Source organism: Nitrospirae bacterium YQR-1, from assembly GCA_039908095.1.
Lineage (GTDB): Bacteria > Nitrospirota > Thermodesulfovibrionia > Thermodesulfovibrionales > Magnetobacteriaceae > Magnetomonas.
In genome coordinates this window covers 45,951-64,912 of record JAMOBJ010000011.1, presented here as the reverse complement: position 1 = coordinate 64,912, position 18,962 = coordinate 45,951, and the positions used below count along the sequence as shown (strand labels likewise).

19 protein-coding genes are annotated in these 18,962 nt (G+C 45.0%); 5 read left to right on the top strand and 14 right to left on the bottom strand.

Features of this window, described 5'->3' with window-relative positions:
* Nucleotides 1-26: 26 nt before the first annotated feature.
* From H7844_07460 to H7844_07450, 3 genes are read right to left on the bottom strand one after another with little or no spacing between them, the layout of a single operon-like run.
* Nucleotides 27-815, bottom strand: a complete 789-nt coding sequence (locus H7844_07460) for an SPOR domain-containing protein (GenBank protein MEO5357118.1) — start codon at nt 813-815, stop codon at nt 27-29.
* The gene (queA, locus tag H7844_07455) at nt 812-1,825 is read right to left on the bottom strand and encodes a tRNA preQ1(34) S-adenosylmethionine ribosyltransferase-isomerase QueA (GenBank protein ID MEO5357117.1); all 1,014 of its coding nucleotides are present in this window, start codon (nt 1,823-1,825) and stop codon (nt 812-814) included. Before queA ends, H7844_07460 begins: the two co-directional genes overlap by 4 nt.
* A 3-nt stretch (nt 1,826-1,828) precedes the next feature.
* The gene (locus tag H7844_07450; protein MEO5357116.1) at nt 1,829-2,011 is read right to left on the bottom strand and encodes a hypothetical protein; all 183 of its coding nucleotides are present in this window, start codon (nt 2,009-2,011) and stop codon (nt 1,829-1,831) included.
* A 52-nt stretch (nt 2,012-2,063) separates the two neighbouring features.
* On the opposite strand from H7844_07450, the gene H7844_07445 reads away from it, so the two are divergent.
* The 3 genes from H7844_07445 (at nt 2,064) to H7844_07435 (ending at nt 2,996) form a co-directional block, all read left to right on the top strand.
* A complete protein-coding gene (locus tag H7844_07445) occupies nt 2,064-2,213 on the top strand; it encodes a hypothetical protein (protein ID MEO5357115.1) in 150 nt (49 codons plus the stop codon).
* Nucleotides 2,214-2,550: 337 nt separating this feature from the next.
* A complete protein-coding gene (locus H7844_07440) occupies nt 2,551-2,811 on the top strand; it encodes a hypothetical protein (GenBank protein MEO5357114.1) in 261 nt (86 codons plus the stop codon).
* A 14-nt stretch (nt 2,812-2,825) separates the two neighbouring features.
* Complete coding sequence (locus tag H7844_07435; GenBank protein MEO5357113.1) at nt 2,826-2,996, top strand: hypothetical protein; 171 nt, start codon at nt 2,826-2,828, stop codon at nt 2,994-2,996.
* A 4-nt stretch (nt 2,997-3,000) separates the two neighbouring features.
* Here the strand turns inward: H7844_07435 and asnB are convergent, their stop codons facing one another.
* From asnB to H7844_07410, 5 genes are all read right to left on the bottom strand, one after another.
* Nucleotides 3,001-4,893 carry an asparagine synthase (glutamine-hydrolyzing) gene (asnB, locus tag H7844_07430; GenBank protein ID MEO5357112.1) on the bottom strand — a complete coding sequence of 631 codons (1,893 nt, stop codon included), beginning with the start codon at nt 4,891-4,893 and terminating at the stop codon, nt 3,001-3,003.
* Between the two features lie 222 nt (nt 4,894-5,115).
* Nucleotides 5,116-5,490 (bottom strand): Fe-S cluster assembly scaffold protein NifU, encoded by a 375-nt coding sequence (gene nifU, locus H7844_07425; protein ID MEO5357111.1) that lies wholly within the window; start codon nt 5,488-5,490, stop codon nt 5,116-5,118.
* A 42-nt stretch (nt 5,491-5,532) separates the two neighbouring features.
* Entirely contained in the window at nt 5,533-6,726 is a 1,194-nt protein-coding gene (locus tag H7844_07420) for a cysteine desulfurase (protein ID MEO5357110.1), read from the bottom strand.
* Nucleotides 6,723-7,010, bottom strand: a complete 288-nt coding sequence (locus tag H7844_07415) for a sulfurtransferase TusA family protein (GenBank protein MEO5357109.1) — start codon at nt 7,008-7,010, stop codon at nt 6,723-6,725. Before H7844_07415 ends, H7844_07420 begins: the two co-directional genes overlap by 4 nt.
* Nucleotides 7,007-7,498 (bottom strand): Rrf2 family transcriptional regulator, encoded by a 492-nt coding sequence (locus tag H7844_07410; protein MEO5357108.1) that lies wholly within the window; start codon nt 7,496-7,498, stop codon nt 7,007-7,009. The genes H7844_07415 and H7844_07410 overlap by 4 nt, the downstream gene beginning before the upstream one ends.
* Before the next feature lie 253 nt (nt 7,499-7,751).
* On the opposite strand from H7844_07410, the gene H7844_07405 reads away from it, so the two are divergent.
* On the top strand, nt 7,752-8,759 hold the full coding sequence (locus tag H7844_07405) for a PstS family phosphate ABC transporter substrate-binding protein (GenBank protein MEO5357107.1): 1,008 nt from the start codon (nt 7,752-7,754) through the stop codon (nt 8,757-8,759).
* Between the two features lie 71 nt (nt 8,760-8,830).
* Here H7844_07405 and H7844_07400 read toward each other — a convergent pair whose 3' ends face one another.
* The 6 genes from H7844_07400 to H7844_07375 form a co-directional block, all read right to left on the bottom strand.
* Nucleotides 8,831-11,317: a molybdopterin-dependent oxidoreductase gene (locus H7844_07400; GenBank protein ID MEO5357106.1), complete on the bottom strand. Its 2,487-nt coding sequence runs from the start codon at nt 11,315-11,317 to the stop codon at nt 8,831-8,833.
* A 2-nt stretch (nt 11,318-11,319) separates the two neighbouring features.
* Nucleotides 11,320-13,110 (bottom strand): 4Fe-4S binding protein, encoded by a 1,791-nt coding sequence (locus tag H7844_07395; GenBank protein ID MEO5357105.1) that lies wholly within the window; start codon nt 13,108-13,110, stop codon nt 11,320-11,322.
* Nucleotides 13,111-13,208: 98 nt separating this feature from the next.
* A complete protein-coding gene (locus tag H7844_07390) occupies nt 13,209-14,078 on the bottom strand; it encodes an NAD(P)H-dependent oxidoreductase subunit E (GenBank protein ID MEO5357104.1) in 870 nt (289 codons plus the stop codon).
* Nucleotides 14,079-14,100: 22 nt separating this feature from the next.
* Nucleotides 14,101-14,862 carry a response regulator gene (locus tag H7844_07385; GenBank protein ID MEO5357103.1) on the bottom strand — a complete coding sequence of 254 codons (762 nt, stop codon included), beginning with the start codon at nt 14,860-14,862 and terminating at the stop codon, nt 14,101-14,103.
* Between the two features lie 53 nt (nt 14,863-14,915).
* Nucleotides 14,916-15,320 carry a response regulator gene (locus H7844_07380; GenBank protein MEO5357102.1) on the bottom strand — a complete coding sequence of 135 codons (405 nt, stop codon included), beginning with the start codon at nt 15,318-15,320 and terminating at the stop codon, nt 14,916-14,918.
* A 285-nt stretch (nt 15,321-15,605) separates the two neighbouring features.
* Entirely contained in the window at nt 15,606-17,024 is a 1,419-nt protein-coding gene (locus H7844_07375; protein MEO5357101.1) for a radical SAM protein, read from the bottom strand.
* 91 nt (nt 17,025-17,115) lie between these two features.
* Between H7844_07375 and typA the strand changes: the two genes are divergently transcribed.
* Nucleotides 17,116-18,939, top strand: a complete 1,824-nt coding sequence (gene typA, locus H7844_07370; protein MEO5357100.1) for a translational GTPase TypA — start codon at nt 17,116-17,118, stop codon at nt 18,937-18,939.
* The last annotated feature ends 23 nt before the right edge of the window (nt 18,940-18,962 follow it).

Here is an 18,962-nt window from a genome sequence, read left to right as displayed (position 1 = left end):
CTCTGAGTCTGCGCTAAGTTGTATGGTTATCGTGGCTCACCTCTCATAAAGCATTTAAAGCCTTTCTTGCTGAGTCTTCCCAGAACCGCATTAGCCTCTGTCTGTGAGTTATAGTCGCCTACACGCACCTTATACAGAGTAACGCCGTCTTTTATAGGAGTTTTTAAGATACTTGCGGAAAATCCCTTTATTTTTAAATCATTCTGTACCCTTGTGGCTTCTTCCACATTTTTAAAAGCTCCCACCTGTATATAATACCTCTGCCTGAAGGCTTCCTCAGTCTGTTTTGCCGGTTTTTCCTCGACAGGTTTCTGTTTTGCCTGTGCCTGTTTTTTTTGCGCAGTTTTCAGCTCAGGCTTTGAGTCCGCCTTAACTGTACGGTGTTCTTTTCCCTGCTTTTGTTGTTGTGGTTTCGGCTCCACCTCACGGTTTACAACCACAGTCTCTGTCTCAGGAAGATTTTTCTCTGTAGCAGGCGGCGGCTCAGGCTTTGTATTTTTTTGCTGCTGTTGAGCCTTTAACACCTGATTTGCGGCATATTCCTGCTCTTTATCCCTGCTATGTTGATTATCCTTAACGGCTGTCTCACTCTCAGGCGCTGAAACAGGAACTGTTTCTTTTAGAGTTTTGACCTCAGTAACTACGAAACCACCTATTTTCTTAGCTGATTGAGATATTTCCCCGCCGGAGTACTTCTTACCGGCAAAAAAACCGATTATAAAACTGATTGACGAAAAAGATATTATAACAGCTATCAATAGCCCCTTTCCCTCTATGAAGTTATAATCAAATTTGCTGAAAAAACCAAACTTCATAATATTAGCATAGCATCTCCATATGAGAAAAATCTATATCCAGTTTCGACAGCTTCTTTATAGGCATTCAGCACATTATTCTTTCCGGTAAAAGCGCTTACGAGAAAAAGAGGGGTTGAGTGTGGCAAATGAAAATTAGTGATAAGTGCGTCGGCCCCTTTAAAAACATATCCAGGGTAGATAAAAAACGATGTTCTTCCCCTGAGTTTACCGCCCGTTGAATCATCAATTTCGGCGGCACCATTGATTACGCTCTCTACAGCCCTTGTTACCGTAGTTCCGACATAAATTACCCTGCCACCGCCGGCCCTTACAGCGGCTATGTCGCATAGTATAGATGAGTCCATCTCAAAGCACTCCTCATCCATCTTATGCGCTTCCACAAACTGTGTTTTAACAGGCCGGAATGTACCGGTTCCCACGTGATGCGTTATGGTCTTTATGCTTACCCCTTTAGCGTTGATTTGTTTAAGGATATCCGGTGTAAAATGAAGCCCTGCCGTGGGCGCCGCTATTGATCCCTCATTTTTAGCATAGACGCATTGATAACGCTCTCTGTCTGAAACATCGGGCGAACGTTTTATATAAGGCGGAAGCGGCATTAACCCGTATCGGGAAAGTAACTCGCTAAGTTGTCCTGAATTTCTAAACTCAGCTTCTTTGCCCTCGTAAAGTATGCAAGAAAAACCGCCTTCAAAATACAAGACTCCACTGTATTTCCCCTTTGAAAGCACACTGTGGCGGTCTCCCTGTGCCTTTCCGGTTATAAGAATATCCAGGGGGTTACCCTGCTGAGTTTTACCCTGAAGCCTTGCCGGAGTTACTTTTGTTTCATTGACAATGAGCATATCACCGGAATTTAAATATTCCGGGATATTCTCAAAGATACGGTGCTCTGTAGCTCCGTCTCTGTGCAGCACCATAAGACGGGACTTCTGTCTTTGTGGAGCAGGCCTCATGGCTATCCGCTCAGTGGGAAGATCAAAATAAAATTCAGATGTCTTTAGCATTGCTTAATAATATTTTACCTTAAAAATCAGCTCTCTACAGTTTAACCTCCGCCCCATCATATTGTCCACATCAATTACCTTACCGGAGCAAAATCCGAAATCCGGCATAAAGTTAAGACAGGCGATTTTTTGATGGAAACTGTTGTTGTAGAGTATATCAGCCATCTTCTGGCATGATATTTGCATTATATCTTTCGTTGACAAGTTATTGTCTTGTAAATAAAACAGGAGGAACGTAATGATGGCTTTGGCGTTGTATAACGACACATCTGAACAGGTTAGCGGAAATTCTTTTGATATCTCAGAGCTTCTTGATATTTTTAGCAAAATAAACGAGGAAGAGAGTAAGATAACAGAGGAAATCAGAGAGTATTTCTTTCTTTATTAATAGCTGCAAGCACTGCATGTCCTTTTTTTAACAGAAAATATGACAAAAAATTGACACCTGATGTTATAAATATGAGTTTGTCTGTTTATCTCAGCATTAAGCAGATTTAATTTTATTCATAATGAAGGACAAATTTTGGCAAAAATTGCCATTTTGGGGAAAAACTTTCCTTTTGAGGAAACCTCTGTTGCAAAATACCTGCATATTTACTGAGTTTATGATTAAATCAGTGGCTAAGTCGCTGGCATGTATCTTGCATATTTTATAATATGACGAATCGCAATATAAATAAAGTGATGAAAATATCCGATAAATAACTAACGGACAGCAGGACAAAATGGACACTGAAAAAGAGGAGATGAAGAAAATGGTAGAGATAAGAAGAAATCATTATTTCATCGAGGGTAGTACTATCTACTCAGTGGAAGTAGTAAAGAGAGACAGTGATCACGTATCGTCCTTCATAAGGTTACCGCATACTAAAGAGGTTGTGAAAGAGTTTCCGGATCATGATGAGGCACTCAAATATCTGTTCATCCTGGTAAAGAAGCTGGATCTTGAGGTTTCTTTCCCTGCACACTCAATGGCGTTTCGCTAAAAAGGAGGTATGCCATGTTTAGATGTGAAGATTGTAACAACGAACTTACTTTAAAAGGCAACTATGTCAGCGGCTCAATGTATCGCTGTCCGGCTTGTGACACTTTGTACTTTTACCCGGACACTGCCGTTACGTTAAACACCACAGTGAGGACAAGCACTATAGCCGGTGTGTGCACCATATAAGAACTCATAAGACGGAGGGTGTTTTTTTCAAAACTTTTAGCCAGACAGATAAGTTAACGGCTCTCCAGGCGCCGGATGAGTCCAAAAGCTTTTCAAACGCTGCCGGTTTAAAATAGCAGGCTGTTTCCTGCTCTATGCTTTCTCTGAGGTAACGAGATATTTCTTTAATCCACGTTTTTTCCGGAGTTCTAAAGGCAACTTTATCCGTCCGCAGACGAATTGTCTCCGGCACCAGCCCTGATACCGCCTCCCTCAACACATATTTGCTCCAGCCGTTGTGAATCTTAAACGCTCCGGGAAGGGCAAACACATACTCAATAAGCGGTGTGTCATCGGCAAACGGCACCCTTGCTTCTATCGAAAAATGCATTGAGTTTCTGTCCTCATACTTAAGCAGACACTGGAGGTTTTCCTCAAGCATATACTGCAAGAGCATAGCGTTGAGATTGCCGGAGTACTTTTTATCAAGAAGAGACGAAAGCCGTCCCTTATGCGCATTTTTGAAATCCTCGGACAGGTGAGTGTTTAGCCCCCTTGTAAGAACATTTTTAACAAACCCGGGAATTGTTTTCATCAGTGAGGATTTTAACAGATACGATACAACAGAACCCATGCTTAATGGTGCATTCCCCATGTGTTTGCACTCGGAGATTAAATTAAACAGTTTTCCTTCTTTAAGCATATTACTAAAAAAAGCGCCGTAAAACATCGGGTATCCGGCAAACAGCTCATCAGCCCCCTGTCCGTCAAGCAAAACCTTCACACCGTGCTCAGAGGCTAGTTTCATAACCCTGTACTGGGCATATATGCTGGTAGAGCGAAAGGGGACATCCTGGCAGTAGATGAGGTCATCGAGATCATCTAAGAGCTCCGGTGCCGTAGGAAAGGTTTGAAACCACTGGGTGTTTGCCTCAGATGAGACGATTTGAGCCCACCGGCTCTCATCTGTCTCCGTGTCCTTGTAAGAGGCCGTGAAAGTCTTTTGCCTTATGCCGACCTGAGCTATGTGTTGCCGCTTTATAAAGGAATCAATGGCGCATACTATCGTGGAGCTGTCTATGCCGCCGCTTAAACAACTACCCACGGTTACATCCGAGCGCAGTCTGAGAGCTATAGAGTTAAGAATAAGCTCCCGTACTTTGGCTGCCGCCTCAGTTGTCGTTACCCCTTCCGCTGCAAAAAGAGACCGGTTGGTGTTTAACGTATAATATCTTTTGACGGCAGGCCTTAAGTCTGTTGACAGGTCTATAGTCATAGAGTGGGCAGGCATAAGCTCATCAATTTCACTTAGAAACCTTCCCTCATTTCCCAGAGCAAGGTAGTCAAAGACAGCCTCATCATTAACCGCCCTCTTAATGTCGGGAAGCGCAAGGAGTGCCTTGATTTCTGAGGCAAAGGCAAAACCACTCCTTAGGACAGTGTAATAAAAGGGTTTTACGCCAAAGCGGTCACGACAGCAAAAAAGCTGGTTTGCAGCCCTGTCGTAAATGGCAAAGGCCCACATGCCGTTAAATTTGCCGGCACAGTCCTCTTTCCACCTGTCGTAAGAGGCAAGAAGCACTTCAGTGTCACTGCCGGAGCGAAACTCATACCCTGCCGCCCTAAGTTCACCTCGCAGCTCCACATAGTTATAGATTTCGCCGTTATAGACCGTGTAGTAGCGGTTTTGGTAATTCATCGGCTGATGGGCGGATTCTGTTAAATCCAGTATTGCAAGGCGTCTGTGCCCGAGATACATATTTACCGGCTCGTTAAAAGAATTTATATGCCTGCCGCCGATAACGCTGTCATCCCCTGTGAGTTCATAAACTTTTCCAGATTGGGTATTGACGGCAAGGTAGCCCTCGTCATCCGGCCCCCTGTGCCTTAGTATATTAGTAATGCGGCTGACTAACACAGCAGAGGGCGGACTATTCCGGGTAACTATTCCAAATATCCCGCACATTACAGAGAGATTAATACCATGTAGTTGTCAAAAAAGTAAATTAGTTATCATACCAAGTAGCAGTCAAAAGAGTAACGAGGCGGCAAGGAGAAAGCGACAAAGGCGTACTGTGCTCGTACGTCAAGGAGCTTTCGACGAAGCCAACAAAGTTAATCGAATGAATGCAACTTGGTATCAACCCTGGCTGCCCCTTTGGCGATAGTCCTCTATTGCTTTTCTTAAGGCATCGGCCCCCAGGTTTGAGCAGTGCATTTTCTGAGGGGGAAGCCCGTCAAGTGCATCGGCAACATCCTGTTTGGTTATCTTCAATGCCTCCTCTATAGTTTTTCCTTTTGCCATCTCTGTTATCATGCTCGATACCGCTATTGCCGCACCGCAGCCGAATGTCTGAAATTTTACATCTGTTAATATGTTATTTTCCACCTTAATGAAAAGTTTCATCGCATCGCCGCAGGTAGGGTTTCCTTCCATCCCAACCCCGTCGGCATCAGGCATCTCCCCTACGTTTCTTGGATTTGTAAAGTGATCCATTAACTTTTGGCTATACATGTTAACCTCCCTCTTGCTTAATCTCTGACGTATCCATTATTTTTAGTGTTCCTCAACTTTTGTATCCTCAGGTCCCCAGCCGCCTTTGGCAAACGGTGACATCTCTCTGAGTTTACCCACAATCAGCGGAAATTCCCTCAGCAGATACTCCACATCTTCCATGTCGTTGTCTATGCCAAAGGAAAACACTATGGAGCCGTGCGTAAGGCTTGTCGGAATGCCCATTGAGGCAAGTGTCGGAGATGCCTTAAGAGCCTTTGACGTACAGGCCGAACCGCTTGCTGCATATATTGACTTAGACAGAAGCATAAGCAGCATTCCCTCTCCCTCTATAAACTCAACCACAAAGCTGGCAAGCCCCGGCAGTCTCTGTGCCGGATGCCCCGTTAAGTGCACCTTTTCCACTTTTGCCAGTCCCTCGATACATTTGTTGCGGAGCCTTTCTACATGTTCCATCCGCTCAGATAGTTTTTCCTTTGCCAGTTCCGCAGCCTTTCCCATACCCACTATCGCAGGCACGTTTTCCGTTCCTGCACGCCTGCCGTTTTCCTGTATGCCGCCATAGATAAGCGGTAATATTCTCTGCCCCGCTCTCAGATAAAGCGCCCCAGCCCCCTTAGGGCCGTAAAACTGATGGGCAGCCATACTAAGGGCATCCACCCCAAGGGCTTTCACATCAACCTCAATGTTACCCACAGAGGCTACCGCATCGGTATGGAAAGTTATTTTTCGCTCCTTTGCAATTTTAGATATCTCCTGTATGGGCTCAATTGTGCCGACCTCGGAGTTGGCATGTATGATTGATATCAGCACGGTGTCCTTATTGATTGCGTTTTTTACAGCCTCAGGGTCAACAAGGCCGTGCCTGTCCAGCGGCAGGTAGGTTACAACAAAGCCCTGTTTTTCCAGTGACCTTGCCGTGTTAAGCACGGAGTGGTGTTCGGCTTTGGATATTATTATATGGTTTCCATCACTTTGTCTTGATGTTGCCAGTCCCTTAACGGCAAAATTGTTTGCCTCCGCTCCCGAGGCTGTAAAAATTATCTCCGATGCTTTGGCATTTATTAACGCCCCCACCTGTTCCCTTGCAGTGTCTATTCCCTGCTTTGCATTAAAGCCCAGATCGTACATACTAAGCGGATTCCCAAACTCTCCTTTAAAGTACGGCTCCATTGCCTCAAACACTTCAGGCAACAGGGGGTTGGTAGCCACGTGGTCAAAGTATAATCTTTTCATTTATCCACCTCTTTAGGATGCGTGGAGTTGCCTCCACCTTTTCTGATGTATATTTTGTAAAAATCCTCCTCTTCATCTATACCCAGAAACTCGTTACCGGTTTTTCGGCACCATGCCGGAACATCCTCAAGTGCCCCGTCATAGTCGGTTAGGAGCTCCAAAACCTGCGCCTCCTCCAGTTCCTTCATCTGCTCGTCCAACTTCAACAAGTGCATAGGACACATCATATACACTATATCACTTGTTACATCCGCCTTTACGTTTTCAACAAATTTTAAACTCACGCCGTTACCATCCCTGATGTTTTATTGCAGCCCGCCCTTAAGGCCTCCCGTGGGCACTGTGAGGCTGCATCTGAGGCATCACATGAAAATATCAGATCCTCAAATTGTTTGCCCTTAAGTAAATCCAAAAGTGTTATTGTCTGTAAGAACTCCTCTATCTGCCTTCCCAGAGCCTTCCACAGATGCTGAATTACACAGTGGTCGGCCTTCATGCAGCCCTTAGAGCTTGCGGGGTCTTCTGAATTGGATGCGCACAGTGTGATAGCAAACGGCCCCTCCAGTGTTGTTAATATTTCGGCTATGGTAATATCCCCCGGTGTTTTTGTTAGCAAATAACCGCCCCCGGGGCCCTTTACACTCTTGATTAAACCCACCTTTCGCAGCCTGCCCAGGATTTGCTCTAAAAACGGCACTGATACATCCTGCCGCTCGGAAATTACACGTATAGTTATCGGATTATCGGGGTATCCGCGGGCTATCTCATACATTGCCCTTACGCCGTATTGGCATTTTGTTGACAATCTCAACATTATGTTATAATTTTAAAATACCATACTATTTTTGTCAAGTATTTTTTTGTTTATACCGGTTGATTTTCTTTCATAGACATATTTAATTGAAATGTAATATAAAGTTCATTTTGGTGTAACAATAGAAATGTTAGAATTTTTTAAAGCGAAAAAATTGATGCGGAAAAACCATATTAATGGTAAAACTAAAGCGGCAAAGGAGAGTATGAGAATGAAAGGGAAATCGGCAATTTTTTTAATTTTCATTTTTTTAGTTGTTTTAAGCGGGAAGGTATATGGTGAGACAGCGATAGTAAAGGTGGACGGCTCATCAACAGTGTTTCCTATAACAGAGGCGGTGGCTGAGGAATTTCAAAAAGCGGAGAAAGGTAAGATAAAAGTGACAGTTGGAATATCCGGCACAGGAGGAGGTTTTAAGAAGTTATGCAGGGGAGAGATAGACATCAGTGACGCCTCAAGACCGATTAAAACTTCTGAGGTGGAGCTCTGCAAAACCAACAATGTAAGTTACATAGAGATACCGGTAGGATATGATGGGATAGCGGTTTTGGTAAATCCTAAAAACACATGGGCCAAAGATATGACGGTAAAAGAGCTTAAGAAACTCTGGGAGCCGGAGGCTCAGAAAAAAATTATAAAATGGAGTCAAATAAGGGCGGGCTGGCCGGATAAAGAAATTCATCTTTTCGGCCCTGGTGTGGATTCAGGCACATTTGATTATTTCACTGAAGCGGTTGTCGGGAAAGAGCATTCCAGCAGAGGGGATTACACATCAAGTGAGGACGATAATGTCTTAGTGCAGGGTATTGCATCGGACCAGTACGCACTTGGGTATTTCGGTGTTGCTTATTATGAGCACAACACGGATAAAATGAAGGTTGTTGGGATAGATGACGAAAAGGATGACAATGGTAAAGGCCCCGTGCACCCAACCTATGACAACATAGTCAAAGGAGTGTATCAACCGCTTGCAAGACCAATTTTTATTTACGTAAGCATAAAGTCTTCAAATAAACCGGAGATTCAGAAATTTGTGGAATTTTACTTAAAAAATGCTGAAAAACTTGTAAAAGAGGTCGGCTATATTTCACTTCCGGCAGCGGCGTACCCTTTAGGGCTCAACAGATTTTCAAAAAAGATGGAAGGCTCTGTTTTCGGAGGCCACGGCTCACAGGTTGGCGTAAAAATAGAGGAACTGCTTAAGAAAGAGGCTAAATAGCAGGAGAGATTAGTAAGTGAGGGGTAGGGGAAGGACTCTGTCCTTCCCCTTTTGTTGATTGCAGCTTGGTATTACCCCACAGGCATTACTTTTACCGGTGTAAGCGGAGGTGAGTCATCTTCCGTTTCAAATGTAAGGGTATTAACCATTGCCCTTGAAAAGTGTATTGGAGCAAAGACCATTCCTTGGGGAATTTCATCAGTTATACGCACTTTTACAATCGTTTGCCCGTTTCTGGATTCCACACGTGCCTGTGCATCGTCTTTGAGACTGTACCTGATAGCATCTATTTGGTTTACCTGAATAAAGGCATCCGAGACAACATGACTGAGGCTCTTTGACATTGAGGAAAGTGCTCCCGAGTGCTGCATCAGGTTGCCCGTTACCATATAAAGCGGGTAATTGTTATCTGTCTCTGTCACTACTTTAAACGGCACACTTATGAATTTCCATTTTTGAGACTGCTCTTGCACCTTTATTGACGATATCTCATCCTGATAGGAATACAGACTGTCTGCGCCTACATTTTTGTGCATATATCTAGCTAAATTTCTCAGCACCTGCCAGTCGGGCATAGACTCGCCGGTTTGTGGAACCACCTTTCTGACCCTCTGGTCCAGCCCCATGAAGTTTGTAAATGTTCCATCCTTTTCAGACCAGCTTGATGCAGGCAGCACCACATCGGCCATAAGTGCCGTCTCAGAAAGCCGTATGTCCTGTACTATCAGAAAGTCTAGCCCTGAGAGCACCTCCTTTATCTTATTTGTATCGGGATATGTAACAATGGGGTCCTCACCCATCAGGTAAAGAAACTTAATTGTGCCCTTTTTGTAGAGCATTTCAAACAAATTCTTACCCGGTGTGCCGGTTATTTTCTTAAATCCGGGGAGATAATACGGAGAGACGCCCATTTTCAACATTCCAAGGGTGTTTGCCAAAAGAGGAGGCACCTGTAGTGAGGAGGGCCCGTCACCCAAAAACATAACAAGATTGGCTGCTGAAATAACGGTGTTTACACTCTTGGAGTTCTCACCGGCACCCGCTGTCATTGCAATCATGCGGCTTTCAGCATTCAGATAGTCGTCTGATATTTTGACAAAATCATCCCTGTCCATGCCCGTTATTTCACACACTTTCTCTGTTGTAAAGGAGCTCACCGCATCAACCAAAGCCTCAAAACCATCTATCCCCTGTGTCATTTCATTTTTTAAATGGAACCCGTCATCGTATGCCCGTTTAATTATTCCATAAAGGAGCGCTTGTGAGGTGCCTGGATTTATTTTTACCCACGTTGTGGCATGTCGTGAGAGTTTTGTCTCCCGCGGGTCCGCCACTATAAGCTTTTTACCCTTTCTTACAGCCTCTATGAATTTAAGTCCCCATATAGGATGTGTTGAGGTTATGTCAGACTCAAGAACAAGCGCTACAGCACTTTTAAGTGGAGCATCCATATCTACTGGATTGTACGTTATCCCAAATGTCCGCTCAAATGCCTTTTGCACCTTTGTAAAGCCAAAGCGTGATGATGAATCTAAGTTATCTGTCCCTACCACGGTTCTCATAAATTTCTGCAGCATGTGGTTGTCTTCATTTGTGCACCGTGGTGAGCCGATTGCACCTATTGCCTCAGGGCCGCCGTCAGCGAGCACAGACCTGATTTGTTTCGATATCAGTGCCATTACCTCTTCCCATGCCGCCTCTTTGAGACGCCCGTCTTTTCTTATTAACGGGGTTTTCAGCCTGTTATCGCTGTATATATAATCGTAGCCGTAACGGCCTTTTGTACACAGGTCACCTTTGTTGACGCCCTGGAAGTCAACTCCCCTGACATTTAGAATTCTACCCTCCGAAATATCAAGAGAAAGTGTGCAGCCCACGCTGCAGTACGGGCAGATGTTCTCCCTGTGCTCCAAAAACCATGCTCTTGAGCGGTGTTTGAATGTTTTGCTGCCAAGGGCCCCTACCGGACAGGCATCAACACACTGGCCGCAAAACTCACAGTTTAAACTCTCCTCAAACGGCGGGCTTACCTCAGTCCTAAAGCCCCGTCCTATAAAGTTAATCGCTCCCACCCCCTGATGTTCCCAGCAGACTCTCACACAGCGTCCGCATAAAATACACCTGTTGGGGTTTATTTCGATCAACGGATTTTCAAGGTCTTCTATTTCATGTTTTTTCTCCCCTCTGAATTTACTCTCCGAAGGGCCGTACTGATAAGCCAAATCCTGAAGTTTACACTCCCCTGCTTTGTCACACACGGGGCAGTCCAGCGGATGATGCACAAGCAGCAGATCCATAACCATCTGCCTTGCCTTAAGCACATTGGGAGTTTCCGTATGCACTACCATTGCATTTTCAGCAGGTGTTGAACAGGAGGTGAAGAGCCTCTCTCCGTGTCCCTCTATCTCAACCACGCATATACGGCAGCCGCCAAAGGGCGTTAACCTTCTGTCCCAGCACAAATGCGGTATGTATATGTCGTTTGCCATTGCGGCCTCAAGAATGGTTTTTCCGTTTTCCACAGTTACTTTAAGATCGTTTATCGTGAGCTCTATCATGGTTACGATGCCTCCCTGATACCGGTTTGTCGCCCCTGAATGCGGATGGAGCCAAAGGTGCATGTCTCAAAACAGGTTCTGCATTTAATGCATATAGACTGGTCTATCTGATGAGGTTTTTTCTTCTCTCCCGATATGGCATTAACAGGGCATTTGCGGGCACAAGATGTGCAACCTGTACAGATGCTTTCATCTATACTAAATGAGGAAAGAGCCTTACAGCGGCCTGTTGGACACCACTTCTCATTGATATGTTTTTCATACTCATCCCTGAAGTACTTTATCGTAGTGAGCACGGCAAGCGGGGAGGTCTGTCCCAGACCACACAATGTAGTGCGCTTTACCTCTGTTGCGATTTCCTGTAAAATCTCTATATCGCCCGGCTTCCCTCTACCCTCGGTTATATCCACAAACTTTTCGTACATTACAGTTGTCCCAATGCGGCATGGTGAACACTTGCCGCAAGACTCGCCCTTGCCAAATTCCATGGAAAACATTGCGGCATTTACCATGCACGTGTTGGTATCCATAACTATGATATTACCGGAGCCCATAATTGCACCGGTACTTACTATGCCCTCGTATGTGGCTGGAGTTTCGATAAGAGATTCAGGAATGAATCCGCCTGTGGGGCCGCCTATGTGAAGGGCTTTGAATTTCCGTTTTTTCTTCATCCCTCCCCCCAGGTCGTTTACGATATTTTTGAGGGGGGTGCCCATCGGCACCTCTATGAGGCCGTTGTTGATAACCTCTCCGGTTAACGTAAAAATCTTTGTCCCGGGGGATTTCTCCGTACCCACTGACCTGAACCAGTCGGCTCCGTTTAATATTATCAGGGGAACATTGGCAAATGTCTCGGCATTGTCAACAATTGTTGGCTTACCCCAGAGTCCCCTGACGGCAGGATAGGGCGGTTTAGGCCGTGGAAAGCCCCTTGTGCCCTCAAGAGAGCTTATCAGGGCTGTTTCCTCACCACAGATAAATGTGCCTGCCCCGGTTGCAACCTCCATGTCAAACTCAAAGCCGGTGCCTAAAATATTATTGCCGATGAGGCCGTATTCTTTAGCTTTTGCCACTGCATGATTCATTCTGGAGATTATAAATTTGTGCTCAGGCTCTCTTATGTAAATGTAGCCCTTTGATGCGCCGGCCGCTTTGGCCGCTATGAGCATTCCCTCTATGATGGAGTGAGGATCGGTGTCGGAGATGCTTCTTGATATGGGGCCTGCGTTACAAATCACGTATTTATCACGGCTGTCGGTGCCGCTGCCGGCTTTCCTGCAAATTTCCCACTTTAGCCCTGTGGGAAAGCCCCCCCCTCCGCGCCCTCTCAATCCGGAAGCCTTTAACTCGTTTATTACCATTGATGGGGTGGGACTGGTCAAAGCCTTAAGCAGGGCAAAGTAGCCGTCACTACCTATATAATCATCAATGCTGTTGGGGTCTGTAAGTCCTCTGTTTTTCAGCACTCTGGGGGTTTGAAACTTAAAAAAGGGGATATCCGAAAATGCGGGTATCGAGTCCTTTCCCAATGTGTAGAGACGTTTAGAGTGAAGTTCTCCTTTAAGTAAATGTTGCTCTATAATAGGAATAACATCATCCGGCGTTAGTGATTCGTAGAAAATACCGCCCGGGTAGAGGGTAAGAAGCGGGGCCTGGGTACAAAACCCGTTACAGCCGGTTACATAGATGGATACCTCAGAATCGAGATTCCTTTGTTTTAACTCCTGCTCAAAGGCCTCCTTTATCTTTAAACTTCCCCGTGCAGTGCAACTTGCGCCGCCACAGAGCATAATGGAGGCACGTGCTGCCCGTGCGGTAGGGTTTTTATGGGCAGCTTTGATGTTTTTTAGGTCATCTGCTGTTATCTGTGGCATTAGAAAAGCCCCCCTTAGTTATAATCTTTCAGAATTTCTGTTATTTTATCAGGATCCACTGTGCCGTGGCTGTCATGGTCAATCTCTATCACAGGGGCTGAGGCGCAGGCGCCAAGGCAGCGCACCTTTTCATATGAAAACTTCTTATCCCCGGTTATGTTGTCCTCGTTAAACTGGAGGTGCTCACAGAGCTTTTGAACTATTACATCAGCCCTTTTAGCGTAACAGGCGGCCCCTATACATACGCGTATGTTGTGCTTGCCGCGTGCTTTCATCGTGTAGCAGGGATAAAACGACACTACAGAGTGTACCTCACTTACGGGAATTCTGAGTCCCTTTGCTATTAATCTCTGGATGGCGGGAGGCAGATAGCCTATGATTTCCTGTGTCTTACTAAGCACTGTGATAAGAGAGCCCGGCACAGTTTTGTATTGTTTTATAAGGGCATTTACCGCATCTATCTTATAGCTTCCCTGTACGTCGTCCTCCTCGGTAATGGCAACTTGTGATTTCAGCTTCCTGACCAGGTTATTAACTCTTTCCACCGTATCTGTAAGGAGATTAGGTGAAAACGGCTTCTGCAGATAATCCAGAATGCCGTATTCAAGGGTATCCTTTATGGTCCCCTTTATAGAATATCCGGTCATGGCAATTATGCCGGTCTCCGGCTTTAGTTCCTTTGTGCGTTTTATGAGCTCAAAGCCATCAATTCCCGGCATTATCATGTCGGTTATTACAACGTCGTAGTTGTTAGCCTTGATCATTTCTACTGCTTCCCTGGGGTTGGTTGTACCGCTTACGTTATACTCCAGAGGCTCCAGGACACCTCTGCAACTTCTAATAATTATACTGTCATCATCAACAACCAGAATGTTACCTTTCATTATTATGCCTCCGGGATGATTTCTATACTTCCATAGGGATTACTCTGACAAGCCACAGCATCCAGCCCTCCGACAGATGTTCTTTGGCAAGAGAGGTTAACACGTCGTTGGCTTTGAGATTGAACTCCCTGATTTCACCGCTCATGGGGGATAACAACTCAACGACTCCTCCTGAGCTTGAAATAAGTCTTACAAATGGTTCGCCGCTTTTGACGGCATCGAGGTCCTGAATAAAATCCACATACATCATCTCCCCTGTGGCCATCTGGTCTCTGAGGTCACATCCCATCTCCCATAGTGTATCACCGACAGGGCGTGCCCATAGTCCTTCCTTATAATATACGTGCGGGTTTTCACCCCTCAGTGGCACTACGTACTCTTTAAACTCACTGATAAAAGACTGTCTCAGTACCCAACCCCTCTTGTCAAAAATCTTTTTAGCGATGTTTACCATAAACTCCGGTGTAAAGGGCTTTTCTATGTACTCAAAGGCTCCAAGCTTGATAGATTCCCTTGCATCCTGCATAGTAGGATAGCCGGTAATCATAACAACATCGGTTTTGGGCTGAATTATTTTGGACTCTTTAAGCACGGTAATCCCGTTTATGTCTGGAAGGCGGACGTCTGAGACAAAGAGGTCGAATTCATCTTTGCCGAGCTGGTTTAGTGCCTCTTTACCGGTGTTTGAAACCACAACGTCATAGCCCTCAGCGCCTAAGATTCTCTTACACGCCATTGTTATTACTGAGTCGTCATCTAAAACCAGAATTCGGCCTCTTTCCATGGCTTAAAACCTCCCTTCTTTTAAAAAAAAGTATGTGCATGAAATTAACAATACTACATATCCATAAAGTCATCGTTAAGGTAGAACTCCGTCTCGGCGTTACAGGCCGACAGGGTCGCACTTATGAGTTCCTCCGGTATAAAGGGCTTTTTTAAAAACTCTTTAGCGCCTAATTCCAGTGATTTCTGTGTTATCTCGACAGTGCCGTAACCGGTCATAACTACCACCCTTAATGACGGCCATCTGTTTTTTATTATTCCAAGAAACTCAAATCCGTCTGTGTCGGGCATTAATAAGTCAGTTATTACAACAGTGTAGTCTTCCAGCTCAAGGAGTTTTATCGCCTCAGTGACTGAGGAGGCAGTGCTGACGTCATATCCCTCGCCCTCTAAAACCCTCTTACAGCTTATACGGACTATTTCCTCATCGTCCAGCACAAGTATCTTGCTTTTTATCATAAATCAACTCATTCCCCTTAGTCCTGTTTTCAATACGCACTATTATATAAAGTTTGGGCGCTATTATGCCAATTATTTTTTTTAGAATGAAATATAATGTAATCCGCTTAAGGGGAGACGTCAAGGAGCTTTCGAGAAAGCCGACAAAGTTAGACGATTGAATGCTGCTTGGTATTAATCAGCCGGGGATGGGTTATGCGCTTTCTCAGCATCAACATCCAGGTTCAGGAGGATATTTCCAAGATAAATTGAGATATGAGCTTTCAGCGTGCCTCTGAGGCCGACTTATCGAATCGAGACATTTGGTTCGGAGAGGTTATTAGTTTCCAACATTTGGGTAATGAAATTAAGGTACTCTTTTGCTTCCACCAAAGCTTGTTTTACAGCCTGTTTTCCATAGAGCCCTACTGCAACATGGAAAAAGTCTAAATGTGCTATATGCCGGAAAATGTATTTCCATGAATAGAACTTTCCCATCGCTTTCAGCGTTTCCATGTGCAATGTTTGCGGGTTCATTATTTTTGGTTTAAAGACGACGTGGTGTGCGTCAAACCGTGCCCAGTCCTGATGAATCAACCTGCCGCTTGACAGCATATCATTGTAAAACGGCGTACCGGGCAACGGCGTTAATACCATCAACTGAATGGTATCTATTCCCTGCTCAATGGCAAAGTCAGCAGTTTGCCTTATCGTTGAAACGTCATCATTGTCCGCACCCATGACAAACATTCCGTGAATTAGTATCCCGTGCTCTTTTACCGCTTTTATACACTCTTTGATTTCCTGCAAACCCTGTCCCTTGTTGTATTCAACAAGTGTTTTAGGATTTATTGACTCAAATCCAATATATACGGTCTTACAATCGGACCTTGCCATCAGGTCAAGTAATTCGCGGTCCTTTGCTACATCTGTTCGTACCTGGGCATTGTAGCCGGTTTTCATGTTTTCATTTATCATTTCCTGCATTAGAATTTTAGATCTTTTCTTGCTTGCCGTAAAGTTATCATCAACGAAAAAAATATTTTTCTTTGGATGGCTGCTTGCTGAACGTATCTCCGCCAGAGAATTCTCTATTGATTTTGAACGGTAGCGTCTGCCAAAGACTCTTATTACCGAACAGAAGTTGCAGTTAAACGGGCAGCCTCTGGAGAGCGACACCGGATATATGCTGGATCTCTCGAAATCCTGAACCAGCGATACGTCAGGAATAGGCAACTCATCGAGAGAAGCAAGCAGTGGCCTGGATTCATTGTTTATGACAGTTCCGTCTTTATCTCTGTAAGAGAGCCCCTTAATGGTTTTAATGTCAGGAGAGCCTTTTTCGAGGTAGTTAAAAAGCTCCACTATTGCTTCATCACCCTCGCCCCTGATGACATAGTCACAATAGGACAGCGCCTCTTCCTGCATAAAAGAAACGTGCGCCCCGCCCATTACAACAGGTATTCCCAGGCTCTTTACTCTCTTAGCGTGTTTGTACGCCCTCGTTGCTGTGGGGGTTATTGTGGATATGCACACTATATCAGACTGCTCAACATACTGCCAGTCTATTTTGGCAAGGTCCTCTATGAATACCCTCACCTCATACCCTTGAGCCGTAAGGATGGTTGAAAGCAACACAGCCCCTACCCTGGGAACCGGATAACGTGTGTATATGTGGTTACCAGGCGCTTTGGACTCGATGAATGCTGCTTTTCTGATTTCCATCCTATATAAGTATATAACAAATTATTTTTTTTTGCAAGGGGGGAAAATATTTTTTTTACATTATTAATTAAAGTTTGTTATTATCCATGCTATGAAAAGAGATGATTTAAGAAATATAGCAATCATAGCCCATGTAGATCATGGGAAAACCACTTTGGTAGATGCGATGTTTAAACAGTCGGGGACCTTTCGTTTAACGGAGAGGCTTCAGGAGCGCATGATGGACAGCATAGACCTTGAGCGTGAGCGCGGCATAACCATAATGGCTAAAAACACGGCTGTCCATTTTAACGCAATTAAGATAAACATAGTGGACACACCGGGGCATGCCGACTTCGGGGGCGAGGTTGAGAGGACTCTTAAGATGGTCGATGGTGTTCTTCTGCTGGTTGACGCCTCAGAGGGGCCGCTTCCTCAGACAAGGTTTGTTCTGAAAAAAGCCCTCGACTTGAACCTGCCTCCAATAATCGTAATAAACAAGATAGACAGACAGGATGCCAGAATATCAGAGGTTCTCGATGAAATATACGACCTGTTTATAGACCTTGACGCAAAAGAGGAACAACTCGATTTCCCGATTATTTACACTAATGCCAAAAAAGGAGTGGCAAAGACTGATATCAACGACGATAGCACTGATCTGAAGGCACTTTTTGAGGCTATCGTCACAAGGATATCCCCCCCGGATGACAAAAGAACTGAAACGCTGCAAATACTCGTAACCAACATTGACTACAACGATTACGTCGGGAGGCTTGCAATCGGCCGTATTTTTTCCGGCACAATAAGAGTTGGAGATACTGTCTCAGTAATAAGAGCCCATGATGAGACGATGAAGACAAAAATAGTAACACTTTACACCTTTGACGGACTTAAGAGGGTGGATGCTGTAGAGTCCTGTTCGGGGGATATAATAGCGCTTTCCGGCATAGACGGTATTACCATAGGGGATACCGTAACGAGTGTTGACAACCCTAAGCCGCTGCCCCGTATAAAGGTGGATGAGCCTACGATTTCCATGTTGTTTTCCATAAACACGTCACCGTTTGCCGGTAAAGAGGGCAAGTTTGTAACATCGAGAAATCTCAGGGAGAGGCTCGAAAAAGAGCTTCTTTACAATGTCTCTATACGGGTAAATTTCTCGGCAATGGAGACGTTTGAGGTTATGGGCAGGGGGGAGCTGCAACTAGCCATTCTTATAGAGATGATGCGCCGCGAGGGGTATGAGCTTTCTGTGGCCATGCCCACGACAATTACAAAAGAAATAGACGGTAAGCTTCACGAGCCTATGGAAGTGCTGGTCATAGATGTGCCGGAGGACTATGTAGGCGTTATTACCAAACAAATAGGAATCCGTAAGGGGCGGATGCTTAAGATGCACAACAAGGGCTTTGGACGCGTGCGCCTTGAGTATAAAATACCCTCAAGGGGCCTTATCGGTTTTCGCTCGCAGTTCCTTACAGACACAAGAGGAACGGGTCTTTTAAATCACATTTTTGACGGCTATGAGCCATGGCAGGGGCCTATAAGCAAAAGACAAACAGGGGCCCTTGTTGCAGATAGACCCGGGCGCACAACCGGTTATGCTTTGTTTCATCTGCAGCCCAGGGGAACTCTCTTTATAACAGAAAATACTCAGGTCTATGAGGGAATGGTTATCGGGGAAAACTCCAGGGAAAACGATATAGACGTTAACATTACAAAAGAGAAAAAACTAACAAATATGCGGGCAAGCGGTTCCGATGATGCACTGTTGCTTGTGCCCCCTAAGATTATGAATCTTGACAATGCCCTTGAGTTTATCAAAGAGGACGAGCTTGTGGAAATTACTCCGCAGTCTATAAGGATTAGAAAAATGATACTGCAAGCCAATAAACGGCCTAAGAGAAAAACCGACTCAACAGAAGAGAAATAAAACAGACAGCCTCCGGCCTCTCC